Annotated in this window: 23 protein-coding genes and 1 tRNA gene; 9 read left to right on the top strand and 15 right to left on the bottom strand. The window is 57.8% G+C overall.

What is annotated here, in order from left to right; translation table 11 throughout:
* Positions 1 to 29 precede the first annotated feature (29 nt).
* The 4 genes from B149_RS0107635 to B149_RS0107620 form a co-directional block, all read right to left on the bottom strand.
* Entirely contained in the window at positions 30 to 1,202 is a 1,173-nt protein-coding gene (locus B149_RS0107635) for an ATP-binding protein (protein ID WP_018124595.1), read from the bottom strand.
* Positions 1,199 to 2,485 (bottom strand): restriction endonuclease subunit S, encoded by a 1,287-nt coding sequence (locus B149_RS0107630; RefSeq protein ID WP_026167508.1) that lies wholly within the window; start codon positions 2,483 to 2,485, stop codon positions 1,199 to 1,201. The genes B149_RS0107635 and B149_RS0107630 overlap by 4 nt, the downstream gene beginning before the upstream one ends.
* On the bottom strand, positions 2,475 to 5,504 hold the full coding sequence (locus tag B149_RS0107625) for a type I restriction endonuclease subunit R (RefSeq protein WP_018124593.1): 3,030 nt from the start codon (positions 5,502 to 5,504) through the stop codon (positions 2,475 to 2,477). The genes B149_RS0107630 and B149_RS0107625 overlap by 11 nt, the downstream gene beginning before the upstream one ends.
* A 254-nt stretch (positions 5,505 to 5,758) precedes the next feature.
* Positions 5,759 to 5,834 (bottom strand) — tRNA-Thr (locus B149_RS0107620).
* Positions 5,835 to 5,990: 156 nt separating this feature from the next.
* Here B149_RS0107620 and B149_RS0107615 point away from each other — a divergent pair.
* Genes B149_RS0107615 through B149_RS0107605 form a run of 3 tightly spaced genes read left to right on the top strand, consistent with a single transcriptional unit; the run spans position 5,991 to position 9,900 of the window.
* A complete protein-coding gene (locus tag B149_RS0107615) occupies positions 5,991 to 7,214 on the top strand; it encodes an ABC transporter substrate-binding protein (protein WP_018124592.1) in 1,224 nt (407 codons plus the stop codon).
* A complete protein-coding gene (locus B149_RS0107610; protein WP_018124591.1) occupies positions 7,211 to 9,217 on the top strand; it encodes an ATP-binding protein in 2,007 nt (668 codons plus the stop codon). Before B149_RS0107615 ends, B149_RS0107610 begins: the two co-directional genes overlap by 4 nt.
* Entirely contained in the window at positions 9,214 to 9,900 is a 687-nt protein-coding gene (locus B149_RS0107605) for a response regulator (protein ID WP_018124590.1), read from the top strand. The genes B149_RS0107610 and B149_RS0107605 overlap by 4 nt, the downstream gene beginning before the upstream one ends.
* Here the strand turns inward: B149_RS0107605 and B149_RS16740 are convergent.
* Complete coding sequence (locus B149_RS16740) at positions 9,894 to 11,144, bottom strand: EAL and HDOD domain-containing protein (protein ID WP_018124589.1); 1,251 nt, start codon at positions 11,142 to 11,144, stop codon at positions 9,894 to 9,896. The two genes, B149_RS0107605 and B149_RS16740, sit on opposite strands and share 7 nt — an antisense overlap.
* 178 nt (positions 11,145 to 11,322) lie before the next feature.
* Between B149_RS16740 and B149_RS17905 the strand changes: the two genes are divergently transcribed.
* Positions 11,323 to 13,629, top strand: a complete 2,307-nt coding sequence (locus tag B149_RS17905; RefSeq protein ID WP_083909179.1) for a sensor histidine kinase — start codon at positions 11,323 to 11,325, stop codon at positions 13,627 to 13,629.
* 96 nt (positions 13,630 to 13,725) lie between these two features.
* Here the strand turns inward: B149_RS17905 and B149_RS0107590 are convergent, their stop codons facing one another.
* The 5 genes from B149_RS0107590 to B149_RS0107570 form a co-directional block, all read right to left on the bottom strand.
* Positions 13,726 to 14,670 (bottom strand): aminotransferase class IV, encoded by a 945-nt coding sequence (locus tag B149_RS0107590; protein ID WP_018124587.1) that lies wholly within the window; start codon positions 14,668 to 14,670, stop codon positions 13,726 to 13,728.
* 70 nt (positions 14,671 to 14,740) lie between these two features.
* Positions 14,741 to 15,769: an aspartate-semialdehyde dehydrogenase gene (locus B149_RS0107585; protein ID WP_018124586.1), complete on the bottom strand. Its 1,029-nt coding sequence runs from the start codon at positions 15,767 to 15,769 to the stop codon at positions 14,741 to 14,743.
* A 19-nt stretch (positions 15,770 to 15,788) separates the two neighbouring features.
* Positions 15,789 to 16,661 carry a methylenetetrahydrofolate reductase [NAD(P)H] gene (gene metF / locus B149_RS0107580; protein WP_018124585.1) on the bottom strand — a complete coding sequence of 291 codons (873 nt, stop codon included), beginning with the start codon at positions 16,659 to 16,661 and terminating at the stop codon, positions 15,789 to 15,791.
* A 116-nt stretch (positions 16,662 to 16,777) separates the two neighbouring features.
* Positions 16,778 to 17,182: an NUDIX domain-containing protein gene (locus B149_RS0107575; protein ID WP_018124584.1), complete on the bottom strand. Its 405-nt coding sequence runs from the start codon at positions 17,180 to 17,182 to the stop codon at positions 16,778 to 16,780.
* A gap of 2 nt (positions 17,183 to 17,184) precedes the next feature.
* On the bottom strand, positions 17,185 to 19,206 hold the full coding sequence (locus B149_RS0107570) for an ABC-F family ATP-binding cassette domain-containing protein (RefSeq protein WP_018124583.1): 2,022 nt from the start codon (positions 19,204 to 19,206) through the stop codon (positions 17,185 to 17,187).
* 92 nt (positions 19,207 to 19,298) lie between these two features.
* Here B149_RS0107570 and B149_RS0107565 point away from each other — a divergent pair, with 92 nt between their 5' ends.
* The 3 genes from B149_RS0107565 to B149_RS0107555 all read left to right on the top strand — a co-directional run bounded on the left by B149_RS0107565 (position 19,299) and on the right by B149_RS0107555 (position 20,373).
* Positions 19,299 to 19,565: a GIY-YIG nuclease family protein gene (locus B149_RS0107565; RefSeq protein WP_018124582.1), complete on the top strand. Its 267-nt coding sequence runs from the start codon at positions 19,299 to 19,301 to the stop codon at positions 19,563 to 19,565.
* An 87-nt stretch (positions 19,566 to 19,652) separates the two neighbouring features.
* Positions 19,653 to 19,874 (top strand): hypothetical protein, encoded by a 222-nt coding sequence (locus tag B149_RS0107560; RefSeq protein WP_018124581.1) that lies wholly within the window; start codon positions 19,653 to 19,655, stop codon positions 19,872 to 19,874.
* 13 nt (positions 19,875 to 19,887) lie between these two features.
* The gene (locus B149_RS0107555) at positions 19,888 to 20,373 is read left to right on the top strand and encodes a hypothetical protein (protein WP_018124580.1); all 486 of its coding nucleotides are present in this window, start codon (positions 19,888 to 19,890) and stop codon (positions 20,371 to 20,373) included.
* 3 nt (positions 20,374 to 20,376) lie between these two features.
* On the opposite strand, the gene B149_RS0107550 is transcribed toward B149_RS0107555, so the two are convergent.
* The 4 genes from B149_RS0107550 to ybgF all read right to left on the bottom strand — a co-directional run bounded on the left by B149_RS0107550 (position 20,377) and on the right by ybgF (position 23,807).
* Complete coding sequence (locus tag B149_RS0107550) at positions 20,377 to 21,210, bottom strand: HDOD domain-containing protein (protein ID WP_018124579.1); 834 nt, start codon at positions 21,208 to 21,210, stop codon at positions 20,377 to 20,379.
* Positions 21,211 to 21,212: 2 nt separating this feature from the next.
* On the bottom strand, positions 21,213 to 21,620 hold the full coding sequence (locus B149_RS0107545) for a hypothetical protein (RefSeq protein ID WP_018124578.1): 408 nt from the start codon (positions 21,618 to 21,620) through the stop codon (positions 21,213 to 21,215).
* Between the two features lie 99 nt (positions 21,621 to 21,719).
* Positions 21,720 to 22,934 (bottom strand): DNA-processing protein DprA, encoded by a 1,215-nt coding sequence (gene dprA / locus B149_RS0107540; RefSeq protein ID WP_018124577.1) that lies wholly within the window; start codon positions 22,932 to 22,934, stop codon positions 21,720 to 21,722.
* A gap of 6 nt (positions 22,935 to 22,940) precedes the next feature.
* On the bottom strand, positions 22,941 to 23,807 hold the full coding sequence (gene ybgF, locus B149_RS17900; RefSeq protein ID WP_018124576.1) for a tol-pal system protein YbgF: 867 nt from the start codon (positions 23,805 to 23,807) through the stop codon (positions 22,941 to 22,943).
* 177 nt (positions 23,808 to 23,984) lie between these two features.
* Here ybgF and B149_RS0107530 point away from each other — a divergent pair, with 177 nt between their 5' ends.
* Together B149_RS0107530 and B149_RS0107525 are read left to right on the top strand one after the other, a co-directional pair.
* Positions 23,985 to 24,914 carry a hypothetical protein gene (locus B149_RS0107530; RefSeq protein ID WP_018124575.1) on the top strand — a complete coding sequence of 310 codons (930 nt, stop codon included), beginning with the start codon at positions 23,985 to 23,987 and terminating at the stop codon, positions 24,912 to 24,914.
* A gap of 484 nt (positions 24,915 to 25,398) precedes the next feature.
* Positions 25,399 to 25,617 (top strand): hypothetical protein, encoded by a 219-nt coding sequence (locus B149_RS0107525; RefSeq protein ID WP_018124574.1) that lies wholly within the window; start codon positions 25,399 to 25,401, stop codon positions 25,615 to 25,617.
* A 279-nt stretch (positions 25,618 to 25,896) separates the two neighbouring features.
* On the opposite strand, the gene amrB is transcribed toward B149_RS0107525, so the two are convergent.
* Positions 25,897 to 26,706, bottom strand: a complete 810-nt coding sequence (amrB, locus tag B149_RS0107520; protein ID WP_018124573.1) for an AmmeMemoRadiSam system protein B — start codon at positions 26,704 to 26,706, stop codon at positions 25,897 to 25,899.
* Positions 26,707 to 26,715 lie beyond the last annotated feature (9 nt).

Raw genomic sequence — 26,715 nt, 5'->3', positions numbered from 1 at the left:
TTGCGCGTGTTGTTTCGGTAGAAGTTAATTTATATAACAGGCAGGTTGAATTGAAATTCAGTAACGAAATCGTTGAGAATACGGCGAAAAAGGTCCTTGTTATCCTCAACCATTTCGGTTGGCTCATAGATGGCATATTTACCGTGGCTAAGGAGATTAAGCGCCCGGTTGTAGAGAGCCATATCCTCCTCTTTGTCGAGAGCTTTGAGACAGAAGGAAATGCCTGAATGCCCGAAGAAACAGGCCGTCTTTTCCATAATGCTACGTAGAGCGTTGAAATGAAAGGTGTAGAGCTTTCCGTTAACGGGATCTGCTGCTTGCTGGAGTTCGGCGAGAGTCGCGACGTGATGGAAAAACGGAGTGTCGTCGGTCGCTCTAAGGGTATAGACTCCATCTCCATTCGGGCGGTGGAGGAAGTAGCGCCTGTGTGTGACTCTAGGCTCCCCCTCTTTTGGCCTGCCAATTTCATTGCACATCACGTTGAAGAAGAGAGCATGGTGAGAAGAAAAAATAATTTTGATGGGCGCGGGCTCGCCGTTATTGTCCTTGCGGCTGGCTGCGCGGCGTAAAAGCTTGGCGAGATCGCAGGCCATCGAAATGGCGTTGTTGTCATCAAGGGAGGAAATGGGATCGTCGATGTAAAGATATTTCACCCATTGATACGAGTCGTGACCGTCGAGCATGCGCTCGCAGATAGCCATGAAAATGCACCAGATGAAGATATTTTGTTCGCCACGTGATATCTTGATATTCTCCTCTTTATCCTTTCGGAAAGTAATTATCCATTCATCATAGTCGATATCGAATTCAAAGTCGGCATAACGACCGAGGTAACTTGCAATGGTTTCGTCCAAAGCAAGTTCGGTGAGGGCTTTTAAGAATTCTGACGCCTGGTTGATCTGGAGATAGCGCACACTGTCGCCTTCCAGGTCGTTTTCCCAGGTAAACAGGTCCTCAGTGAACGCGTTGAAGTAAAGGGTATCCGCTTTGCTCTCAGGATTTCTTCTGGATCTATGCTTGCCTTCATCCTTGAACTCCATGGAAAGTCTCGTCTTTCCGGTACGATTGTAAGCATAAAGAAGAAGGATCGTTGCTGGATGTTTTACGATCTTCTTTTTGGTTACGATCTCACGTTGGTTGAGATCGTCGCGCAGTCGTCGTACTATGTTTCTTAAATTGTTGTAAGAACGTATTCCGCTCATGCTTCACTCTCCTCCGGTGTGGGAAAGAGTTGCTGTAACAGGCCGCGCTTGTGCTGCTTGAGGGTTTTAATATTTTCCGTCTGTGTAGTTATCTGGCTGTCAATTGCTTTGAAAACATTGACGATTTTTTTCTGCTCGCTAGGGGATGGGAGTGAGGACTTAAACGCCAGCAGAGTCTCGCGATTGATTTTGGGGATTTTGCCTCGGTCGGAGTGCATAATTGCATGCTCCAAAAAGGTGTCAGATAGGAGTAGATAACCCAAGAAGTCCCGGCGCAGTTTACGGCTAGACGGGCGGATCGGGTAAATGTCAGCGCTGCAAAGACCTTTAAAGTTGGGGGTGGCAATCTTGTTCAAAGCGGGACGAATCTTTGAATAGAGAACGTCTTTTTCATCAAAGACATACTTACCGCTTATGAGCTGGAGTTCTTTTGCTGTCTTTATGTTTTCAATAATACCGGTGTGGCTCTGGATGTTTTCACCGCCAATGTGTGCCCAATTGCAATATGGCGATTTTGTGGGATCAACTTGCCCGGATGCAATTTTGATGACTCGAGCAAATGGCAACCTCTCCCACTCCCCTTTATCCCGAAACTCCGGAAACCGCAGTCGCGGTTGGCTCTGACCAGGCTGAGGGAAGAGTTGCTGCATGAGACCCCGTTTGTGATTACGCAGGGCCTTTAGTTTGCGATCCTCAACGGTGATCAGCTCGTCCAGTGAGTTCAGGCAATCGGAGATTTTTTGTTGTTCTTTTGCTTGCGGTCTTGGGACTGGCATTGCCATGAAGTCACCGCTCGAAATGTTCATTCGATCGTGTCGGGCCCCCATGCTCGACACTCGTCTCAGGTAAGAGTGCCATGATGCGCTCTTGAAGTAGCATTGATAGAAGTCCGTGTTTTCATCTTTAAATCGAAAGACGGTGTATAAAGGTGACATGACCCCTTTGCCGAGATCGTTTTTTGAAATAGGGCCGACAGGGGCAAGGCTGGATGTTCGTGGATTGTAGACAAAATCGTCAAGGTCAACAATGTAGTATCCGCCAGTATTACCAGCCTTAGCGATGTCTTTGTCGAAGTAGTCTCTCTGATCAACGACACCATGTTCCGCAGAGTTGGTCAGAACGCGGGCAATGCTTCCATCATGGTTTTTTGTTGTGGCTCGGTCAGCAATCTGCTCCAACGGAACCTCCGTCCACTCCGGATCGTTTCGAAACTCTGGGAACCGCAGTTTCGGCGTCAATGTGCGTGTGCTGTCATTCTTCATTGTATCAGTCTTATTGTTCATATGCGTTTAGCCCAGAGATGCTTCGACCATCGGCGCGTTTTTTCAGGAGCGGAACCAGATCGTCCATCAGCGCCAGTTCCTTCTCCCGGCGTTCCTTCCAGCCAAGGTCGAGCGGCTCCATGAGATCGGTGAGCAAGTCGCCGTCGAAAATCATGCGGTCGAGGATGGTATCGACAAAGGTTTGCAAAGCCTCATTCGTCAGGCCGTGCTTGTCAGCGATGGAGGCGAGTTCTGCGGCGTGGTGTTTGTCCTTGAAACGTTGGTAGCCGTTTCGGACCTCTTCTTCAGTCAGCGCCTGTCCGGTTTCGAGCGTTCGCACATATTCGGTAATTTCGTCGAGCTCATCAATGAACTTGGCATCGGACCGAATGAGTCGGATGAGTTGATCACGTCCCATCTCCTGCTGGACAGCCGTTTGCCCGCTGAAGCGAGAAATAAGATTCATGATGTAGTCGTAGTCGATGTCGGCCGAAGCAAATAACACGAATTCAAAATCGAGCTGGTCAACCACATCCTGCGTTGCCTTGTCATTGTCCCCTGCGGTCTCGCCGCTACCGGTCTTATCCTGTTTGGCTTTGAGGCGTTTGGCCGTTTCCAGGTAGACGCCACGAAAAGCACGGGCTTCGTCCTTGGGAAGCGTCTGCTCGATCTCCTGCCGTTGTTCGTCGGTGAGGTCAGTGTACTGGTCCAGCTGGGTAGTGAGGCGCTGGACCTCCTTGAACTGTTTGACGAAGGCGGCACGGGCGTCGTCGCCCTTAAGGTTGGGGACGGCTTCGGGGCGTGGATCAAGGCCCTCGGACTTGAGGAATTTGTCCAGCCTCTGACGGGCGGTCTTGAGTTGTTCGATGACAACAGGAGCCTTGTCCACGAGCCAGATTTCCTTGGCCTGTTCACCTTTTGCGCCGGAAAACAAGCTGATGGCCTCATCTACATTGTCCTGCTGTCCGCGAAAATCGAGGATATGACCGTAAGGCTTCGCAGCATTGAGGACGCGGTTGGTGCGAGAGAAGGCTTGGATAAGGCCATGGTGCTTGAGTTTTTTGTCAACATAGAGGGTGTTGAGGTATTTCGCATCGAAGCCGGTCAGAAGCATATCGACGACGATGGTTATGTCGATTTTTTCCGCGCCTTTTCGCGGGAGGTCGCGGTTTGGGTATTGCTGGTCTTTTACGCGTTTTTGGACGTCCTGATAGTAAGCGTCAAATTCGCCTATGGAATGGTTCGTTCCGTAGTTCGTGTTGTAGTCGGCAATAATTCTCTTGAGGGCTTCCTTTTTCTTCTCCGGTTCTTGCTGGTTGTCTTCGAGCTCCTGAGGCAGATCTTCCTGAAGCTGCCTGACGTCAGGGTTGCCCTCTGCGGGAGGGGAGAAGACGGCGGTAACCTTGAGGGGGACGAAATCAGGTTCTCCTGCCTGACGCTCGGCCTGAATCTTCTTGAAAAGCTCATAATATTCGATGGCGTCATTGATCGAGGCTGTGGCGAAGAGTGCGTTAAAGCAGCGTTCGCCGGTGGCGGCGTCGTGCTTGTCGAGAATTGCCTCGACAATGGCTCGTTTGGCGAGCGGAGCGCCAGGCTTGGGCAAGTTTTCACCGTCGGGCTTAAAGTAGTCAACGTGGAAGCGTAGGACGTTTTCGTCTTCGATAGCGTGTGTGATGGTGTACGCGTGGAGTTCGCTCTGAAAAAGGTCCTGAGTGGTGCGGAGCGTCTGGACATCACCTTCGATTTGTCGGGTCGTGGCATTTTCAGGGAATATCGGCGTACCGGTGAAACCGAAGAGTTGTGCATTGGGGAAAAAGTTCTTGATGGTCTGGTGAGTTTGCCCGAACTGGGAGCGGTGGCACTCGTCAAAAATGAAGACCATGCGTTTGTCTTTGAGCGGCTCAAGATGTTCTTTGAAAGTGGGCCTGCCGTTCTTTTTGTCGGGCTTGTTGTATTTACTGGTTTCGTCGAGGGCGAGACCGAGTTTCTGGATGGTGGTGACGATGACCTTGTCCGAGTAGTCCTCGGAGGCAAGGCGACGGACAAGCGCGGCGGTGTTTGTGTTTTCCTCGACGCAACCCTCCTGGAAGCGGTTAAACTCTTCGCGGGTCTGGCGGTCAAGGTCCTTGCGGTCAACAACGAAAAGACACTTATGGATATCGGGATTGAGCTTGAGGAGCGTGGAAGCCTTGAAGGAAGTAAGAGTTTTGCCCGATCCAGTGGTGTGCCAGACGTAGCCGTTGCCACGGTTTTCCCGGATACATTGGTCAATGGCCTCGACAGCGTATATCTGGTAGGGGCGCATCATGAGCATTTTCTGCTCGGAGGCAACGAGTACCATGTAGCGGCTGATCGTTGTGGCGAGGATGCATTTAGGTAAGAAAGACTCAGCGAAATCGTCGATGTGAGTGATTTTAGTGTTGTCTTCGGCGGCGTGCTGATAAATGGGTAGGAAGTTTTCATTGGCGTCGAAGGCAAAATGGCGGTCGTTGTTGTTGGCGAAGTAATAGGTCTCGGTCTGGTTGGACACGATGAAAAGCTGAACGAAGCAAAGCAAAGTTTTGGTGTAGCCGTTGCCCGGGTCTTTTTTGTAGTCGACTATCTGCTGCATTGCTCGGCGGGGGCTGATGCCGAGGGTTTTGAGCTCTATTTGAACGGCGGGAATGCCGTTGATCAGCAGCATCACATCATAGCGCTGGAAGCTGTTATCCGTGTTGATGCGGAGTTGGTTGACGACCTCAAAAGTGTTTTTACACCAGTCCTTAATGTTGACAAGGGTGTAGTTGAGCGGAGTGCCATCGTCACGGGTGAAACCATTGATCTCACGCAGCAGAGTTGCAGCGGTGAAAACGTCGGGGGTGGTGATCTCATCAAGGAGGCGTTTAAATTCGCCATCAGTGAGCTGGACGCGATTTAGCTCTTGGAATTTCTGACGAAAGTTGTTTTCCAAGGCAGTGCGGTCGCGAATGTCGTCACGATAAATGTATTTTAGGTCAGTTAGAGTGTTGATTAAACTCTGCTCAAGCTGCTGTTCTGTCATTTGAAATCCTAATTGCGGCTATACCTTAATGGTCATCCTAGATCAGATCGAAAACTTTAAGCGTGCTTTGTAAATCCAGTCAAGAGTTAACGATTATCCGTTCAAATCAAGCCCATATGTTAAGCTTCGTTCTTTGAGCGGAGGGTATACACCCCGGCTACCCCAGGGGCTCCCCCTGTCCCAAAATGTATACCAGCCTGTATACCAGAGCACAAAAAAAGCACTTACGACTTGTCGTAAGTGCTTAATTTCATTGGAGCCAGAGATCAGAATCGAACTGACGACCTACTGATTACGAATCAGTTGCTCTACCAACTGAGCTACTCTGGCGAAGGAGGGAGAAAATAATCGATAGTGTGGTGGGGAGTCAAGTCAAAAACTGGGTGGAATGTGGCTATACTGGCCATTTCGGTATGGTCTTGTATTTTCCGTTTAAGAAAAGTACTGTCGGCATTATTTTCATAAGTTGGTGAAATGAGGGGTGTCATGGTCCGGTTGCTGTTGTCCCTACTCGTTTTGGCGCTGGCCGCGTGCTCGCCCTCGCAGGGGGAAGGCGGGACGCGAGCCGAGGTTCCGGGAGTATCCGATGGCGAGATCCTGCTTGGGTCTTCGCTCGCGCTGACCGGACATGCGGGATATCTGGGAACCCAGACCCTGCGTGGGGCGATGAGTTATCTTCGTCATGTCAATGAAAGCGGCGGCGTGCACGGAAGAAAAATCCGGATTCTGGCTCTGGATGATGCCTATGACCCGCCGAAATGCCTCGCCAATACCCAGAAACTGCTCATCGAAGACAAGGTCTTCGCCCTCTTCAGCTACGTGGGGACCCCGACCACCGTAAGGGTGCTGCCCATGGTCGAGGAGGCCAAGGTGCCGCTGCTCGGCGTTTTCACCGGCGCCAATGCCCTGCGAACGCCGTTCAATCGATACGTCATTAACATCCGTGCATCCTATTATCAGGAGACCGAGGCCGCAGTCCGGCATATGGTTCAGGACATGGGGCTGCGAAAAATCGCCGTCTTTTATCAGTTCGACGCCTACGGCTTTGACGGGCTGGTGGGCACCGAACTGGCCCTGAAGCGGTTCGGACTCGAACCGGTGGCCCGCGGCTCGTACATTCGCGGCACCCTGAACGTGGAAGAGGGGCTCAATCGAATCAAGGGCTCCGGGGCTCAGGCCGTGGTCATGATAGGTACTTACGGCGCGTGTGCAGAGTTCATCATGAAGGCCGCTCGGGACGATTATCATCCGTTGTATTACACGGTGTCCTTCGTCGGTGCGGAAGAGCTCGCTCGCAGGCTGGGACGTGACCCCGAGGCTCCCGTTGTCATGTCTCAGGTGGTGCCGACTCCGTTTGGAGACAGCCAGCATCGGCCTGCCGAGGCCGCGTTGGATTACATTGCGCTTTTGAACCGTTATTATCCGGGCGAACCGCCAAGCTTTGTGGGACTTGAAGGGTATCTTAACGCCCGGGTGCTCGTGGAGGGGCTGCGCCGTGCCGGAAGAGACCTGACGCGTGAGGGCTTTATCGACGCCATTGAATCCATACGCGACCTGCGCATCGGGGAATCCACGCGGATTTCGTTCGGCCCGAAGGATCATCAGGGCATGGACCGGGTCTTTTTCACGCGCCTGCAGGACGGGCGGTTCATTCCGTTCAATTCCTGGGACAAGCTCCGGGCCTGCCATACGTTCGGGGTGCCGAGATGATGGATTTTTTCAGGAGGGCGAGACAGCGCTTCGAGGCCATGAGCCTCAAGAACAAACTGGTGCTGTCCATGCTGGCCGGCGTGATGTTCATCAGCGTGGCCATCGCGTTCATCGCCCGCTGGATTCTCGTTTCCTCGCTCACCAGCGAGTTGGAGATGCGCGGCAGCGCCATCGCGCACTCCATTGCCGAGCGCGGCGGCGGCTTCATTCTCGATCACGATCATCCGAGGTTGCTGGCGCTGATTTTCGACGAGGTGCGGCTGCATGAGCGCAGGCGGCTTGTTTCCTATATCTTCATCGAAGATCAGAACAACGAAATCGTCGCCCACACCCTGACGCGGCCCGTGCCGGAAGGCTTCAAGGACAACTCCGTTCCGGACGGAGCCATCCGTAGCGTCAAACTCATCAATTTCGGCGAGACCCCGGTGATCGACATCGCGGTGCCCATCAACGAGGGGTTGTACCGCATCGGCACCGTGCACGTGGGGCTGAGCAAGAGTCACATCGACAACCTCGTATCCAAATTGCGCGTGGCCTTTCTGGGATTCATCTCCGGCATCGTGCTCATCGCGGTTTATCTTTCCAATCGACTCTCACACTACATCACCAGACCCATCAGTAACCTGACGCGGATTGCCGACGACGTGAGCCGCGGCAACTTTGACGTACCCTTGCTGCAAAGCGCCGGGAAGGACTGGAATCCCGATGAGTGTCCGGCGTATCGTGACTCGAACCTTCCGTGCTGGCATTTCGACCTTTCCGCGCGCGAGCAGGCGGATTTGGAAAAGACGGAAGTCTACAAGAACTGCGGCAGCTGTCTTTTCTACGGCACGCGCGAAGGGGACGAGGTCCTGCAACTGGGGAACTCGTTTCGCAACATGGTCTGGAGCATCAAGCTCTACCGTCGCCGGCTTCGGGAGTCCGAGGAAAAATACCGTTCCCTGTTCGATTCAGGCCCGGACCCGGTGTTCGTGCTCGACTGCGACACGGGCCGGATTCTGGATGCGAATCCGAGGGTGGAGGAGTTGTACGGGTACTCCCGTCAGGAAGTGGTGGGGATGGAATTCAAGACGCTCTGGCCGGAGTACGTGCCGGGCAGTCTCGAATCCAATAATCCGGGAAGTGAATGCCTCTATCGTCCCAAGGTGTTGCATTACAAGTCGGGCGGCGAGCCTTTCTATGTGAACGTGCACGCCTGTTCCATTTCGTATAAGGGGCGCAGGGCGGTGGTTGTTTCTGCCACGGACATAACCGAAATGATCGAAAAGGATGCTCAGCTTATTCAGGCGGGCAAGATGAAGTCCCTCGGCGAAATGTCCGCTGGCATCGCCCATGAGTTGAATCAGCCGCTCAATGCCATCAAGATGGGCAGCGAATATCTCATTATGATGGACGAAAGCGAGGTGCCGGTCGGGCCGGATCAGTACCGCGATGTGGTGCGCGAGATGAGCACGCAGGTGGACCGGGCCTCCGAGATCATCAATACGCTGCGTTCTTTCGGCAGAAAGTCGGACCTCGTGCGCGAAAGGGTGTCCATGAATGCGGTGGTCAACGACGTGCTGTCCATCCTTAAGAGGCAGTTCGAGCTGGACAATATCCGTTTCGATCTGTCCATGGCCGAGAACGGGCTGGAAGTGCTGGGGCACAGCAACAGGTTGCAGCAGGTGCTGTTCAATCTGGTCACCAACGCGCGCGATGCCATCAATGAGAGCACCGACGATTATCAGCGGCGCATCGGCATAGAGACCCGGCAGGAAGACGGCAGGGTGCTGATATCCGTGACAGATACCGGAGGCGGTATACCCGAGGACGTTCGCGATAAGGTTTTCGAACCGTTCTTTACCACCAAGGAAACGGGGCAGGGGATGGGGCTTGGACTTGCCATTTCCTACGGTATAGTAAAAGATTACGGCGGAACCATGGACATTGAGAGCGAGGCCGGGGTGGGCACGAGATTCACCCTCGATCTTCCGGCCGCGCCTGAGAGGGGACGAAAGCAATGAGCCGCAGAATACTGGTCATAGATGACGAAAAACCCACGCTGAACATGTTCAAGCTATTGCTTGGCGCCATGGGTTACGAGACGCTTGCTGCATCGGACGGACAGCAGGGCGTCGAGATGTTCGACCGCGAACGGCCGGACATCGTGTTGACGGACATCAAGATGCCCGTCATGGACGGCATTGAAGTGCTGCGCCGGGTGAAAGAGCTTTCGCCGCTGGCGGAGGTGATCGTCATCACCGGGCATGGCGATATGGATCTGGCCATGGAGGCCCTGAACCTCGACGCCACGGACTTCATCAACAAACCGGTGCAGCGCGAGGCCCTCGTGCAGGCGCTGAAACGGGCGGAAGAGCGCATTGCCCTGTCGCGCAACGAAGAAAGTCTGGTGTCGGTGGAACCCGAGGATCATCAGACGCATATCCGTGTGCGCGGCAACGTCACCGCCCTGAGCGGGCCGGTTCTCAACCGCGCCTTCGACGAGGCCTGCTCGACGAACGGGGATATCCTGCTGAGCTTCGATGAAAACACCTCCATCAACGGGGCAGGGCTTTCCTCGCTGGCGGGGCGAATGTCCAAATGCGTTGAGGACGGCAGGCACATCTATATTTCGGGGCTTTCCGAAAACTTTCGGGCTGTCTTCGAGATGATGGGAATCTTCCGTCTGGCGCAGCTGCGTCAGTGAGTCGTGTCGCTTTCCTCTTCAGGGGCGTGTGCGCAGGACATGGCCGAGCATTGGCGATTCGCCCACGTGGAGGCTCGTAGATAGCTTGCCGCGGCCTGCGGCAGACATGCCCCGTATCCGCAGAGAATTTCGTTGGCCTTTTTCCAGTCTTCCCTTTGAACCGCGTCCAGCATCCGCAGCCAGCTGCGCAGAGGCGATTCGCGTCCGCACAGGGCGAGTTTTATCTCGTCATCCAGCGGAAGCCTCTCCAGCAGTTGTGGCATGGGGTGCGAGAGAAGGGCGTCAAGTCTCGAAAAAAGTCCCAGCAGGAACATGGTTCCGGGAGAGTGCGGAACCGACTCCAGTGACGCCATGTCTTCAAGGAAACGCGCGTGCTGCAGGGCCATGAAGGCGAGTTCGCTTCCCTTGTCGCTCTCGTCCAGTCCGGACATCAAAACGACCATGGCCCATTTTTTGGTTTCCTCAAGCCCCAGCAGTGCAACGGCCTGTTGTATTGACTTGATCTTGTTCGGCAGGCTGAAGGCGGCCGAGTTGATGTAGGACAACAGCCTGTAGCTCAGGCCCACATCCGTTGAGATGGCTTCGGAAAGCCGTATCAGGTCGCAGTCCGGCATGTTGAGTTCGCGCAGGACCTGCAGCTTGGCAACTGCACCGGTTTTGACCGGTTCGCCGGGGCTGAAGTAGGGGCGCGTGAAAAACGGCCCGTGGAACCATTGAAAACCCAGCGCCCGGGTGCCCTCGAACGCTTCCCATGAGTCTATATCCGCAGCCATCCTCATCCCCGGAACATCCTTGAGATTCTTTTGTGCTGCCATGACCTCTCTGGGGCTGCGGTTGCGGATGGACAGGCGAATGATGTCCGCATCTGCAAGCAGGGAGTCGGCCTCGTGAAATCCCGGCCGGTAATGCACCATGATCTTCGCCCCGCTGTCGCGCAATCTTTTGGCCGCTGCCAGTTCTTCGGTTGAGGCGTCCGGACGAAGCGCGATGACATGACGCTCGGTTGCGTTCGAAAGCGCCATGGCGCCCAGTCGCCCGTCTATACCCAGCAGAATCTGCTTGTCCTGTGAAAGCTCTTCTTCGAATGTCCGAAGCAATTCGGAGAGTTGTTCCGCAGCGCCCGTAGGCGTGGAGTCATCTTCATGCAGACTCAGCTCATAGCCCTGAATGTTGCTTTCCCGATCGAATACTGGGGCGCGATTCATGAGAATGTTGTGATCGTTTAGCGAAGCGGAATCATTCACGGCAGGACTCCCCAATGAAGTTGAATTGGCATATGGACTATGTCCCTATTCACCCGTAGCACGATTGCCGGTTGTCCGTCCATGTATTGATATCGTAAAATGAAACAGTCTCCAGGTAGCCTTTTCCCTTGGAGATTGTTATGAATGATGCACTGGAATCGAAGAGGAGTGAGAAGACATGAATACAGCGATGCGATGGCTTCTTCCGGCGGTAGCGTGCGCGTTCCTCGCGGTGCTTGCTTGGGTGCTGTTGCCGGGACGGCCGATGGCCTTCAGCATGATGCTTCTCTTGCTGCTCGTATGCTGTCTGGTGCTGTTGCTTTTCTATTCAAGAACCGGAAAAAGCCAGGAGCTCGCGAGCTCCGAATCGTTGGCGCACGGTTTTCATTCCGTCAGCGACAACCTCCCAGCCGCCATATTGCGCACGGCATATGACGAGCGCCGCCCAGTGGATTATGTGAGCGAACACATTCAGAAGCTGGCGGGTTACGCTCCTGAGTCATTTCTCAAAAATGGCAGGGATTTCGTTTCCATAATACTGCCTGATGACCGTCATCGAGTCGCCGCCCGCATACAGGAGGCGGCTGCCGAAGCCAGAGAGTTCGTGGCGGAATACCGGATAATGCATGCTGACGGTGTTGTTCGCTGGGTGCAGGAGCGGGGCAGGCTGTTCGAGATGGAGTCCGGGACCCGAATCGATTCCGTGCTGGTGGACATAATGGACCGGAAAAGGGCGGAAAAGGACAATAATCAGCGCAAGTGGCTCGACAAGGGACTGGAAGAGCTGGATCGAAGCCTTCATTCCGCCAGTTCCATAGAGAAAGTCATGGATTCCGCCATGGAAGACATGCGACGGTATTTCGGAGTAGACCGCGCATGGCTGCTGGCTCAGGCCGGAGACAGCCTCGTGGAATGGGAAAGCGTGGCCGAACGCACGAGCATGGAATTTCCCGGCCTCAAGGCGCTTGATCGCAAGCTGGTGATGGACAACACCATGAGCGCCATGCAGAAAAAGCTCATGGACATAGATGGCCCTCTCGCGGCCGATCCTACCACGGAATGGGATGTCCCCAAGCTGCTCAAGCGAAATTTCTCCGTGCGGAGTATGCTGGTCATGTGTTTCCGCTCCTCGGACGGGCATCTGTGGGCCGTGGGACTGCATCAGTGCAGCCACGACAAAATATGGAAACCGGCCGAAATGAGTCTCTTCAAGGAGATGGTCAGGCGTCTGAGCGACGCCATCAATCGTCTTCAGACCAGGCAGGATCTGAATGAAAGCGAAGAACGCTTTCGGATATATACAGATCAGGCTCCTCTGGGCATTGCCGTGCTTCAGGACAACCGTTTTCAGTATGTGAACCATGCCTTTGCCGAAATATTCGGATACGAATCGAAAGAGATGCTCACCTTCGATCGTGAGGACATCCTCGCCCTTGTGCATGACGATGACCGCAGGCTCGTTTCGGAACAGATGGCCGTCAAGCAGGGTGCGGCAGGCAACGCCGTGGAGAACTACACCTTCCGACACCTCAGAAAGGACGGCTCCGAAGGATGGGTGGAGATACACTCCCTGACGGTCATGCAGGACGGCCAGCCCGCTGACCTGATAATGCTCATGGATATCACCCGTCGTCGCGAACTGGAACAGAAGGCTGCCAAGACGAGCAACGAGCTTGAAGCACTCGTTCAGGCCAGAACAGCCTCCCTCGTGGACAAAAGCCGCGAGCTGGAAAAGGCCAATGCCAGACTTCTGCAGCTCGACAAGATGAAATCCAGCATGCTGACCACGGTCTCGCACGACCTGCGCACACCGCTGACCTCTGTCATCGGCTTCACCAAGCTGCTGCGCAAGGACATCCTGAGCATGCGAAAGGACGAAGCCGTCTGTGACGAACACGGAACCCTGACCGAACGCGTTCTCAAGAATCTCGATATCATAGAAGACGAGGGCAACCACCTTACCCGGCTTGTCGGTGATTTCCTTGATCTCTCCAAGCTCGAAACCGGCGGCCTTGAATGGGACGATTCCGCCATTGACCCCGTAGAAACGCTGATGGTGGCCGCCCGCCGCGGCGAACGGCTCTTTGCCGAAGACGGGCAGGTGGAGTTCACGTGGGACATCCCCGAATCGCTGCCGACCATGAACGCCGACCCCAAGCGCCTGGAACAGGTGCTTAATAATCTCATCGGCAACGCGGCCAAATTCACTGAAAAGGGCCAAGTCCAGCTCAAGGCATCCTCCGAAGACGATCAACTCGTCATTCAGGTGCGCGATACCGGCCGCGGCGTTCCCGAAGACGAAAAAGAACGTATTTTCGAACGATTCCACCGAGTGGAGCAGGGGGATACCCTACGCCGCACCCGCAGAGGCAGCGGCCTCGGTCTCGCCATCTGCCGTGAGATCGTGGACCACTACAATGGAACCATGGAAGTGAGTTCCACCCTCGGCAGGGGCAGTACCTTCACGGTTAGGTTGCCTGTTTAACAAGCCGCAGGCGGGTCTTTGAGCTCCCTCGAAGACCCAAAAAGCCCCCGCCGGAATATTCCGGCGGGGGCTTTTTGGCGGGCGATGCCCTGAAAACTAGCTGACGGGAATTCCGTTTGCCTCGATGTCCTGACGAATCAGTTCGCGGATGCGCTTGGCGACGGGGCCGGGGCGAACGTCGTGGATGGGTTTGCCGTTGAAGCGGACCACGGGGATGGCGTCGCCGGTGGTGCCGACGATGATTACTTCCTTGGCTTCGAGAATTTCGTGCTCGGTGATGCCTCGGAAGATGATGTCCATTTCGTCCTTGATCAGGTCCACGACGCGCATGAGGGTGGTTCCGGCAAGGGCATTGGTGAATTCGGGGATATGCACCTTGCCGTTTTTGTCCACGATGCAGACGTTCTCGGTGGCTCCTTCGGCGAGCAGGCCGTGTTCGTCAAAGCAGAAGGGATAGTCGTAGCCCTTTTCGGCGGCCTCGCGTTTCATGAGCACGTTCGGCAGGTAGTCGATGCTTTTGATGGCGGCGAGGTACGGCTGTTTGGCCGGGACAGAGGTCTTGAAGGCGGTGGAGCCTTTTTCGTAGAAGCTGTCCGGCTTGGGCTGAAAATCAAAGGCTGCCACGTACAGGCTGGCAACCGGGCATTCGGCCGGGTCGATGCCGAAGCCGCCGGGCCCTCGGCCGAGCAACACGCGGATCATGCCGCTATCACTCTCGGCGGCGCGGGCCACATCGAGGATGGTTTGGGAAAGTTCGTCCCACGAGCACGGTGGGGTCAGGTGAATAGCCTTGGCGGAGCGCTTCATGCGCTCCAGGTGTGCGCCGAGTTGGTAGAGTTTGCCGTTCACCCACTTCATGGCCTCGAACACGCCGTCGCCGCGGTGGACGAGGTGGTCATCCCACGGCATGAGCATGAGTTTGGGGTCTTTGCAGATGACGCCCACGCGCTGTTCATAGAAGGCGCGCACCTTTTCCGTTCCGGGACGGGGTGCGGCGAGCATGCGGTCGAGGTATTCCCGGCTGTCCACGATTTTCTTCACGGCGGTTTCCTCAGCGGGTGACGGTCCGGGGACGCGGCACGCCCCCGGACCGGATGAATTGTTTGGCTTGCTAGGGCACGCGCAGCAGGTCGCGCTCGATGAGAGTCTCGGCGATCTGCACGGTGTTCAGGGCGGCGCCCTTGCGGATATTGTCGGCAACGATCCACATGTTCAGGCCGTTTTCGATGGTATTGTCTTCGCGAATGCGGCCGACGAACACGTCATCTTCGCCCGCGGAGTCGATAGCCATGGGGTAGGCCAGTTTTTCGGGATAATCCACCACGGTCACGCCCGGGGCTGCAGCCAGCAGGGTGCGCACGTCTTCGGCGGTAAGTTTTTCCCTGGTCTCGATGTTCACGGACTCGGAGTGGCCGTAGAACACAGGTACTCGCACGGTGGTGGCGGTGACCTTGATGTTGGAATCGCCCATGATCTTGACGGTCTCGTTGACCATCTTCATTTCTTCCTTGGTGTAGCCATCGTCGAGGAACGCGTCGATCTGCGGCAGACAGTTGAACGCGATCTGGTGCGGGTAGACTTCGGCCACGATGGGCTTGCCGTTCATGAGACGGCGGGTCTGCTCTTCAAGTTCGTCGATGGCTTCCTGACCGGAGCCGGATACGGCCTGATAGGTGGAGACCACCACACGCTTGATGCCCGCTTCCAGATGCAGCGGCTGAAGGGCCACGACCATCTGGATGGTGGAGCAGTTGGGGTTGGCGATGATGCCCTTGTGCCAGTCGAGGTCCTGAGGGTTCACCTCGGGCACCACAAGCGGACATTCGGGATCCATGCGCCACGCGCTAGAGTTGTCCACCACCACACAGCCGGCCTTGGCGGCCGCCGGAGCGAACTTCTCGGACGGGCCGCCGCCTGCGGAGAACAGGGCCACGTCGATTCCGGTGAAGGAGTCCTCGGTCATTTCCACGACCGTAAGATCCTGTCCTTTGTATTGCACGGTCTTTCCGGCGCTGCGGGCCGAGGCCATGGGGATGACTTCCGATGCCGGGAAGTCGCGCTGGGCCAACGTGGCCAGCATCTCCTGACCGACGGCACCCGTTGCGCCGCATACCGCGACGCGAAATTCCTTCTTACTCATAGCTTCACTCTCCAAAAGCTTACAACTTCAGGCTGCTGCCCAGTTCAAGGCAGGCCTTGGCGCTGTTGAGGGTGTACAGATGCACACCGGGCGCGCCCTTGTCGATGAGGTCCTGTGCCTGCCGCTGGGCGTAGGCCATGCCGACCTCGTATACCTTGTCGTCACCGCCCTCGTCATTGGCTTTTTCCAGTTCGTGCAGGAAATTGCCCGGGATGCTGGCGCCGCAGAGGCCGAGAATGAACTTGGCCGAGCGGATGTTCATGATGGGCAGTACGCCCGGAATCACCGGGACGTCCACACCCATGGCCTTCATCCGGTCCACGAAATCGAAATAAACGCGATTGTCGAAGAACAGCTGGGTGACCATGAATTCGCCGCCCTGCTCCACCTTGTGTTTGCTCATGGCAAGGTCGAAGCTCACGCTCGGGGATTCGGGGTGCGGCTCGGGATAACAGGCCACGCCAACGCACATTTTCTTGTAGTGCTGACGCAGGAAGCCCACCAGGTCGGTGGCGTGCTTGTATTCCTGCTTGTTGAAATCGAAATTTTCCTCGCCTTTGGGCGGGTCTCCCCGCAGGGCGAGAATGTTCTCAATTCCGGCGTCCTCAAGTGCGCCCACGTAATCCTTGAGCGCATCATCGCACGCGCCCACGCAGGTGAGGTGGGTCAGCGGCTCAATGCCGTGGTCGGCCTTGATGCGCCGCGCGATTTCCAGCGTGTTGTCCTGCGTGCCGCCGCCCGCTCCGTAGGTGACCGAGGCAAACAGCGGGTCGAGGGTCTTGAGCTTGTCAACCACGTTGAAAAACTTCGGCCACGCGTCCCGCTCTTTGGGCGGGAAGAACTCAAGGGAAATGAACGGGGAATTCGGACGAATCGAATCGCAGATCCGCAATGCATCACTCCTTTGCTTGACGGTGTATCCCTTTCCGCGCACTGACCATGGCGCGGGAAGGGCCAATGAAGATACTCCTTTTCCCGTCAGGCTTCAACCGGCTGTTTCCGGCGAGGTTATTTCCCCGTCGGACCGGCCCCTTCGGCGAGTGCTGCCACGATGTCGTCGTCCGCGGGAAGAAAGCGGATGCCCTCTGGCCGGGCGGGGTGCACCCATGCGAAGCTCTGCCCCTCCAGCCCGCGGGGATCGCCCTCGAAGGCGGTGACGTGGTAGAACAGCAGGCGCACGGAAATCCGGGGATAATGGTGGACCTTTTCGCACCAGAACTCGAAATCGCCGACCTGCACGCCGAGCTCCTCGCGAAGCTCCCGCACCAGCGCGGCTTCCGGAGCCTCGCCTTCCTCCACCTTGCCGCCGGGGAATTCCCACCATCCGGCCCACTCGCCCTTGGGGCGATCAACGGCCAGGTAGAGCCCGTCACGCCAGAGAATGCCTGCGGCCACGTCGATGATGCGCGGCACGATCAGCCTTCCTCCAGCTCGCCGCGTTGCCGTTCGATATCGGCGATGCGTTCCTCAAGCTCGGCCATGCGGGCCATGAGAGTGTCCACCCAGTCACTGACCTCGGTGTACTCCGACTGGGACTTCACGGCCAGCTCGGGCTTTTCGTAGGTTGCAGGGTCGTTGAGGGCTTCCTCAAGGCGGCCGTGGTCCTCCATGGCCTTTTCAAGGTCGCGCTCAAGCTTGGCGTAATCCTTCTTGAGCGGCTTGAGCTCACGGTACAGGGCGTTGCGCCGTTCAGCCTGACGCCGTTTTTCTTCCTTGGTCAGACGCCGCTTCTCCGCAGGCTTCTCATCGAGAGCCGGAGCTTCCTCCTGTTTTGCAGAGGATTTGCCGCTGCCTGCGCGTGCGGCTTCGGCCAACCGCTGGCGACGTTTTTCGTCGTAATCCGCGAAGCCGCCGAGGTACTGCTCGATGCCCGAAGGTGAGAGTTCCCACACTTCTTCAGCCACTTCCGAGAGCAGGTAACGGTCGTGCGCCACGAAAAGGAGTGTGCCCTCGTAGTCCTTGAGCGCGGCGATGAGTCCCTCGCGGGATTCGATGTCGAGGTGGTTGGTGGGTTCGTCGAGGATGAGCAGGTTCGGGTGGGCCAGAAAGAGGCTGGCAAGCAGCAGTCGGCTCTTTTCACCGCCGGAAAGCCCGGAGACCTTGCGATCGAAGAAGTCTTCGCCCAGCAGGAAAAGGCCCAGCACGCCCATGAGCTGTTCCTCGGTGAGATTCGGGTCGCTCAGGCGGCGAATCTCGGACAGGGCGGTGCCGTCGAGGTTCAGGATTTCGTGCTGATGCTGGCTGAAGTAACCGGGCTTGGTCTTGTTGCCGATCTTCACGTGCCCCTCGTCCGGTGTCAGATCGCCGGTGATGAGCTTGAGAAGCGTGGTCTTGCCCGCGCCGTTGGGTGCCATCAGCGCCACCTTGTGCCCGCGGTAGAGCTGAAAATTCAGCCCGTCCCAGACGGAGGGGTTGCTCTTGTCGTAGGCGAAGCGCAGATCCACCCCGGCGATGGCGACCTTGTCACCCCGCGCCGGAGCCGGAAGCTTGAAAGCGAGGGAGCGGCCCTTGACCCGCGTGGAAGAGCCCTGCTTCTTCATCTGATCAAGTTCCTCGGCCATTTTCTCGACCTTCTTGATCTTGCTCTGGGCCTGGGCGGCCTTGCGGGCCTTGACCCGGAAGCGGCTGATGTAGTTCTGCTCGTGCTCGATGCGCGCGGAGAGCTTCTCCATCTCCTTTTCGCGCTGGCGGGCGTCCTCTTCCTGCCATTCCAGAAATTCGTCGAAGTTCCCCTTGCGCAGGACGCTGCGTTTGCCGCCGAGGAACAGCACGTGGGTGCCCACGCGGTTCAGGAAGACCCTGTCGTGCGCCACGAAGACCAACGCGCCCCGGAAGTTGAGCAGGTACTGCTCCAGCCATTCCACGGCTTCCAGATCAAGGTGGTTGGTGGGTTCGTCCAGAAGCAGCACGTCCGCGCCCTGAAGCAGCACGCGGGCGAGCTTGGAGCGTTCGCGCCAGCCGCCGGAGAGCTCCGCGAGACGCTTGAACAGGTCGTCCTCGGAAAAACCGAGGCCGGTGAGGATGGCTCTGGCCTTGTGTTCCGGGCTGTAGCCGTATTTCTCCTCGAATTCGGCCTGCTCGTGGGAAAGCTCCGTGATGCGCGCCTGATCGCCGTCGGCCACGGCCTTTTCCCAGCGTTCCCAGAAGCCGCTCCATGAAGGCAGGGCGTCCATGACCCATGCCAGCAGGTTGCGTTCGAGGTCGGCTCCCGAGAGTTCCTGCGCCACGTAGCCGATCTGCGCGCCGCGGTCGATGCTGACCGTGCCCGCGTCGTGGTCCGTGACCCCGGCAAGGATGCGCAGCAGCGTGGACTTGCCGCAGCCGTTGGGGCCGGTAACGGCCATGCGCACGCCCGGTCCGGCTTCAAAGGAGACGTCGGAGAAGACTTCTTCTCCGCCAAAGTGCATTGCGAGTGAATTGACGGTGATTTTCGACATGTGTTTACCTTCCGCAAGGGGGATATAACGGCAGGCGCGCGAAGGCAAGAGCGGCTTTGACTAGCGCGCATCCCGAGGGTATTCGGTAGGCCATGCGAACATGGCACGTCTATCTGGTCCGCTGCGCCGATCAGACTCTCTACTGCGGCATCACCACCGACCTGGCAAGGCGGCTCGCCGCGCACAACGACGGCTCGGGAGCCCGCTACACGCGCTCGCGGCTTCCCGTGGAACTGGTCCAGAGCGTGGAAGTGCAGGGGAAAAGCGCGGCGCTGCGACTGGAGATGGCCGTAAAGAAACGCCCGCGCCGGGAAAAGACTGCGTTTCTTGCCGCACACGATGCATCAGTGGTCGAATAAGCCTCACCTTTTTCCGAGAAGCCTATTTTGCTTGAACATTTACTCCGCAGAGAGTATGTAGTGCACGTTTGAAAAGGAGACTCCTCGATGGACGACGCAACATTATACATGCTTCTCGCGCTGCTCTTGTTTGTCGAGCTGGGTGTGTTGCTCGTTCAGTTCCAGAGCTGTTCCGACCATGTGCGTCGCAAGCGGACATCGGTGCGAGCCAAGAAGAACAAACTGGAGCTCAAGTCCGACGTGCTTGAGCAGGAGATCGAACGGCTGGAGACGCAGGTCACCAACATCCGCTACCTCGTGGACTCCTAGACCGAGGGCTTCCATGGTACTCCCCCTGATCATATTCGGAATCTCGCTGTTGCTCACGGTATGGATCTACCGGTCCATGATGAATTCCATGCGCAATCGCATTCGTGCGCTCGTAAGCGAGGAACGGGAGGCCGAGGAGCGCTACCTGCATTTGAGCCGCCGAAAGAAAACTCTGCAACGGGAACTCAAGGATCTCAAGAACAGGGCCGTTCTCGCCCGCAAGGACATCAGTCTGGCCGAGCATCAGGCCGAAGACAGGGAACCCATCAAGGACACGCCGCAGGACAGGAACGATCCCGACCTGCAACGGGCCGCCGAGTACATGATCAACAAGGGCCTGATCACCATCGACCAGAGCGAACGCGCCATCAACAAGATGGAAGCCATGAACATGGATTATCTGGGGGTGTGTATCACGCTCGGATACGTTGAAATGGAAGCGGCCAAAGGCGTGGTCAAGGCCATCGGCCTCCACCACTCGACGCTTTCGGCGGACTAGCCGTTACAGACTCAGATCCGCGATGTCGATCATCTGTTCGGACAATTCGTCTAGGCACCGCTCCAGATCGCTCATCTTGAACCCGAGCTCCTTCATGGCCTCGGGCCGGAGATAGGCCGTCTGATCGTCCCCGGACGTGCCGAACTCGAACAGTCTGACCATGAAATCCCCAATGTGCACCACGCAGGCCACTGGCTTGTAGAACTCCGCCAGATGCGGGCTGTGATGACGGCTCATGGCCTCCCGGATATTGCCGGGAAGATGCCAGTGGCGCGCCAGCCATGCGTTGATGCGGTCATGCCCGAAGCCGAGCACGGCCTTTTCCGCGCGGAGATAGGTCAGGTCGCGCTCGCGCACCGTCTCAAGGATGGTGTCATGCAGTTCCGGCAGCTGCACAGCCGTGACAACCTTGCCCAGATCATGCAGCAACCCGGCCACCGCGTATTCCTCCGGGTCCTCGAATCCGGCGTTGCGGGCCACGATGTTCGAGGCCGTGGCCACCCCGAGGCTGTGTTCCCAGAGCCCCTTCATGGCCGCCACCATCATATCGAACACCGAAGTGGAAATGATGATGCCGCGGATGACGTTGAACCCCAGCAGGACCAGCGCGTGTTGAATGGTCCCGATGCGACCGGGAAAGCCGTAGATGGGTGAGTTGACCATCTTCAGGACCTTCGCGGAGAGCACTTGGTCGCGTGAGATGACCTTGGCGATGGCCTCGGTGGACGCGTCCGGGTCTTCCACCAGTTTGGAAACTTCGTCGAGAACGCCGGGAAGCGTGGGCAGGTCCTGAATGGAGAGGATCTCTCCCTTGACCGTGGTGCGAAGGTCTTCCATGCCTATGCCTCCTCGCCGTTGACGGCTTCACCGGCAGTGCCGGGTTCCTCAACGAGCTTGTCGCGCTCCTGCTCTGCGCGCTGTCGGGCCGCCTGCTGCGCGGCCTTGAACCGAAAATATTCCTTCATGCGGTCGTGCACGCGGGACATCCATTTATCATTGGAATAATGACGAAAAAGGTGATCCATGCGCGCTAGCCGCTCGTCAAATGCGGTTCCTCCGCCCGATCCGGCCATGTCCACGGGGTTGCCGTGCACCACGATCTTGTCGATCTTCATGCTGGACAGCCGGTCGATGAGCGCCTCGGTCAGCTCCATGCCCTCGGCCATGACGGTGATGCCGCCGTCTTTGACCACGGGACGGGCCAGCTTCATGCCCGGTTTTGCCAGATCGGTGGGTATCTTCTGCATTCACGAGGCTCCTTGCTCAATGGATAGGAAATATTCTACACGCATGGCGGATTGCGCTCAAGCCCGCACGCGAGCGTATTGAAAGGACACGGCCGGGGCTCATGCCTCCCGCGCAGTGTACCACATGCCCGGCAGCTGGCGCAGCAATCCCTTCATCTCCAGCATGATCAGCCCGGTACTCACGCGCGAGCTCTCCCACTGGAGCGCACGCGCTATCTCGTCCACGTGCAGCCTGTCCGTGCCCACAAGCCGCTCAAAGAGCACCAGTTCGTCGCCTTCAAGCTCGGGAAGCTGTTCCTCGGGAAGATGCCTTGATTGTTTCCGGGCTTCCTTGCGAACCTGCTCGGCAAACGAGGGCTCGTCAGGCGCACTTTCCGCGCCGTTCTTTCCCGAATTCTCCCGCTTTTCCGAATCTGCGGAGGCCAGCTCAAGGCTGAACTGATAGCGCAGTTCATTTACAATGTCTTCCGCGCCCTCGACCAGCGTCGCGCCCTGACGGATCAGCCGGTGGCAGCCGGTAAAGGTGGCGTGTCCCACCGGACCCGGCAGGGCAAAGACTTCGCGCCCCTGCTCCGCGGCGAGTCGGGCCGTTATCAGACTGCCGCTTTTGCCGGACGCTTCGGCAACAAGCACGCCGAGGCTCAGGCCGCTGATGATACGGTTGCGAGTCGGAAAATTTCTGGATTCGGGGCGGGTGCCGGGGGCGAACTCCGAAACCGCGCAGCCCTTGCGGCTTACAGCCTTGAGCAGTTCCACATTGCTGGCGGGATAGGGAACATCAATGCCGGTACCCAGTACCGCCACGGTGGAGCCCACACCCTGCAGCGCCGCCTGATGCGCCTGTCTGTCGATGCCTGCGGCCAATCCGGAGACCACCGTCACGCCCGCCTGCGACAGATCCCGCGATATGCGGTCGGCAGCCTCCAGGCCGAAACGGGTGCACTCGCGCGCGCCGACCACGGCTACGGCGGGCGCCTTCAGCAGCGACGGATCGCCACGATAATAGAAATATGCCGGGGGGGCGGGGATGTCTTTGAGGCGCTGCGGATAGCGCGGATCATGCCATGAGATGACCCCGAGCCTGCGGTGCCGAGCGTCGCGGTATTCATTTTCAGCCGCTTCCCGCCACGACTCTTCGGCACAGGCCTTGGCCGGACGCTTACCCGCCACGCCGCGCCCGGGCCAGTTTGCGGCATCCTGAACCGCATCATAAGCGGTGGGGTAGGACTGGAGAACGGATTTCCACGTGCGGGCCCCCACGCCGGGAGTATGGCGCAGGGCGAGACAGGCGAAATACTCCCGCTGGTGGTCCATGGCTCATCACGCGCCGAGTGCGCGAAGACGCCTGCGGGCGACGTCGGCCGCGGAGGAGTCGGGGTATTCCTGAACAAGGGTCTGCATGTAAAAAACCGCATTGTCCCGGTCGCCGGTCTTTTCATAGGACATGCCGGTTTTCAGCATGGCCGCCGGAACCTTGGAGTGCTGCGGATACTTGATGGCCACTTCCTTGAACGTCAGGATAGCCTGAGCGAAATCCTTTTCGGAGTAATAGGTCTCGCCTTTCCAGTACATGGCGTTCCCGGCCAATTTATTGTCCGGGTATTTGGAAAGAAATGCATCGAACCCTTCGCGCGCTGCCGGAAACTTTTTGTCACGGTACATGTCGAGGGAGAGATCATACAATCCCTGAGCCGTATCCGGCATCTTCGGTCCGGGGACCTCCGCCCACGGCTTGGGCTCGGCGCTTTCGGCCACAGCCTCTTCCTTTTGAGCCTCTTGGGCAACGTCACCTTCCTCAGGGGCCTGAGCCTTGCCCTTGGGAGTCACGCTGGTCCACCCCTTGCCGTCCTCTTCCGGCTCCAGATCCGTCACCCAGCCTTCGTCCTGCGCTTTCTGGCCCTGTCCCTGATCGGAAACCGCCGCGCTTTCATCGGGCTCCGCACCGCCCGCCACTCTGGTCAGACGGTCCTCAAGATCGTTGAGCCGGTTTTCCATGCGCGCCTGAAACTGTTGCTGGCTGCGCATCTGTTCCTTCTGGTTCTCACGAAAATCGAGAAAACTTTCCTCAAGGCTGCGCATGCGCCACTCCATGCTGGCGTTGTCCGTCCGAGACGAGGTGGCGGTGGTCACGCATCCGGCGAGGCATATGCTCAGAAGGATCGCAAGGGCAAGGATACGGTGTTTCATCCGGGGCTCCGTTTGAATAACAGGCAAAGGTTTTTCAATCTTTAGTTGATACGGGATTATTTTGCAAGGAATGCCGCGTGCCCCCGCCTTGCCTCTGCTGCGGATTTGAGGCACAACACCGTCGCGGGGGACGCTCGTACGACCGCCGCCCATTTCATCCCCACGGAGACCATCGACATGAACGCTACCGAACTCATGGCTACAGCCGCAAAGATGAGCCTGCCGGCGCTCGCCGACCTCATCGGTCTCGCGGCTCTCGGCGCCATCGTTGTCGCCGCGATCTGCGAATGGACCGCACGCATCGGCAAACGTGTCCTGCTCGACAAATACGCCCAGCAGACCGCGACCATGGCCCTCAAGCTCGCCTTTCTCGCCATTCTCGGCGCCGGCATGAGCGCCTTTCCCGCCCTGCAACGGTTCCCCGGACTGAAACAATGGCTGGCACACCCGGCCTCACCCGTGACCCACGTTTTCATTCTCTGCGCAGCCACCGTCCTGTTGCTTGTCCTCTGGGCACCGCTCTGGAAGAAGATGCGCAAGCAAAAAGGCGCACACTCCGCCCTCGGACTGCTGGCCGCCGTAGCATCCTTCGCGACCATCGCCGCCGGCACCATTGGCGCCATCCAGCTGCTTCCCGCCCTGCGCGCTGAAAACGCACCGCAGTGGCCCACGGCACTCGATCCCTTCACCGCCGCCATGACTGTCCAGTATCTGCTGGTCGCCATGGCTTCCGGCGCCGGACTGAGCCTTGCCTACCTTGTCATGCGTCGCAACAAGGACGACTTCGGCCGCGACTACTACCGCTTCGGACTCAGCCGCGCCGCCCTCTGGGCCTTCGTCCCCATGGTTCTGCAACTCGGCACGCAAGGCTGGCTTTTCTCCACTCTGCCCGAACAGACCAGAACCATGATCACCCAAGGCCCACTCGGCATCCTCTGGGCCACGGCTCTTGCCGCTTCTGTCCTCTGCATCGCCCTGTGGGCGCCCATGTGGAAAAGCGACTCGCCGCTGCGCCTCAAATGGGCAGCCTTCCTCGGAGCACTGCTGCTCTGGATCATGCATACCGCCAATACCATGTTGTTTCTCAACCTCACGGCATTGGTCTAACAGCTCTCCCGCTATCGCAAAAGGCCGGTACCAACTCGCTGGTACCGGCCTTTTTTTGTACCTCCGGCGGGTCTCCGACGGCCCTCCGGGGGCTTAAGAACCCTTTTGCAAAAGGGTTCTTAAGAATCTCCTAAAACCTTTTGTGTTGCCAAGCCGCACGAGGCTTTTCGAAAGCTGAGGCGTATAGGCGGCTTGGCGGGAGGCTGATGGCGGTTGTTGAGCTGGCGGGGGAGTGGGAATGCAGGGGGAGTTCTGATGATAAGCTTGTGAGTTGAGGAAGCTCTCCTTGACGAATTCTCCTTGCAACAGAAGCCCGTCAACCAAGCCCCCCAGCTCCCAAATCCCCGTCAGCGGGGTTGCAGCTGGGACGCGGGTTGTGCGGCCGCATGAACCCGGCAGCTGCAACCCCGCTGACAACTCAGGGATTCCAAAGGGGGCCCGCCCCTTTGGTCCGCCTGAAGGGCCCGCCGGAGGCATTGCCGTTTTGCACCAGTTGCAGGTTTCGGCCTGTCGGCCGACCTTCTTTTTTGCTTGCGCAGAAAAAAGAAGGCAAAAACTGCGCTTGTTGGGGTACGCCTCCGCTTTCGGCGAGAGGCTCTATGACGCGGTCATTGCTCCGGGAGAAATGTTTGTGCCTACAAACATCACCCGGACCTGCGTGACCGGTCAAAAGAGCCTCTATGCCTCGATCGGCATTGCTTAAGTACTTGGTTGACGCGAGTGGATGGTCCGTTGGAGTTTCTAATGGGGAGCTTGTGCACCGAAAAAGTTCTTCGGGATGTAGTTTGGTTAACAGAGTTCGTCAGCCAAGAACCACAGAACAAAGATCCCCGTCAGCGGGGTTGCAGCTGGGACGCGGGTTGTGCGGCCGCATGGAACCGGCAGCTGCAACCCCGCTGACAACCCAGGGATTCCAAAGGGGGCCCGTCCCTTTGGTCCCCCTGAAAGGGGCCGCCTGAAGGGCCCGTCGGAAGCTCTTTGCCTATTCTACGATAATCCCCGCATAGCCGACGACCTGTTGGCGGTCTCCGGTAACTGTTGCGGACGAGGTGTATCCGGTGAGGACGGCGGATGATGCGCCGAGTCTTCTTGCTGCGGTGAGGCCCAGAGTCATGGGCATGACGCCGCACATGGAGATTCGGTTGGTGCGTACGGTCTGCCAGAGGGCTTCGGGGTCGATTTCGAGGGCTGCGTCCAGAGCGAGCTTGTCCTGTCTGGCGGCCTGATCTTCCGTGATGAAGTGGCTCATGTCGGAGCTGACGACGATGGATACGTCTTCATGGTGATTCTTCAGGACCGAGGCGATCTGTCTTCCTGCTTCGGCGAGGGCTTCGGGATCCTGTTCGGCAATGGCGACGGGGATGATGCGCACGTCGGGATTCAGGCGATGCAGGAAGGGCACGACCACTTCGAGGGAATGTTCGTTGAGGTGGGCGCGGGTGTCGGATTGAAACTCGTCCACTTCAGCGAGCAGGCTCTGGGCAAGCTCGGTCTCCACTGCAACTGCTCCGCCGGGGAATTCCCATTGGCCGCTGTCCCACAGGCTCATGGGTGTTCCCATGCCGGTGTGGTTGGGGCCGAGCATCAGGATGGTTTTGGCGAGTCTGGCCCGGGCGAGGGTTTTGCCGCAGAGCGGACCGGAAAACATGTACCCCGCGTGTGGAACCATGGCGAGGCGTGTCGGGGCCTGACGGCGTTCTCCGCCGTCGTCGAGGTAGGTGTCCAGCTCAGCCTGAAGGGCTGAGGGTTCGCCGGGGTAGAAGCGTCCGGCGACGCAGGGTTGCCTGTTCATTCGCACCTC

Source organism: Desulfovibrio oxyclinae DSM 11498 (genome assembly GCF_000375485.1).
Taxonomy (GTDB): domain Bacteria; phylum Desulfobacterota; class Desulfovibrionia; order Desulfovibrionales; family Desulfovibrionaceae; genus Pseudodesulfovibrio; species Pseudodesulfovibrio oxyclinae.
The sequence above is the reverse complement of the archived record's forward strand: the minus strand, read 5'-3'. Positions and strand labels throughout refer to the sequence as shown.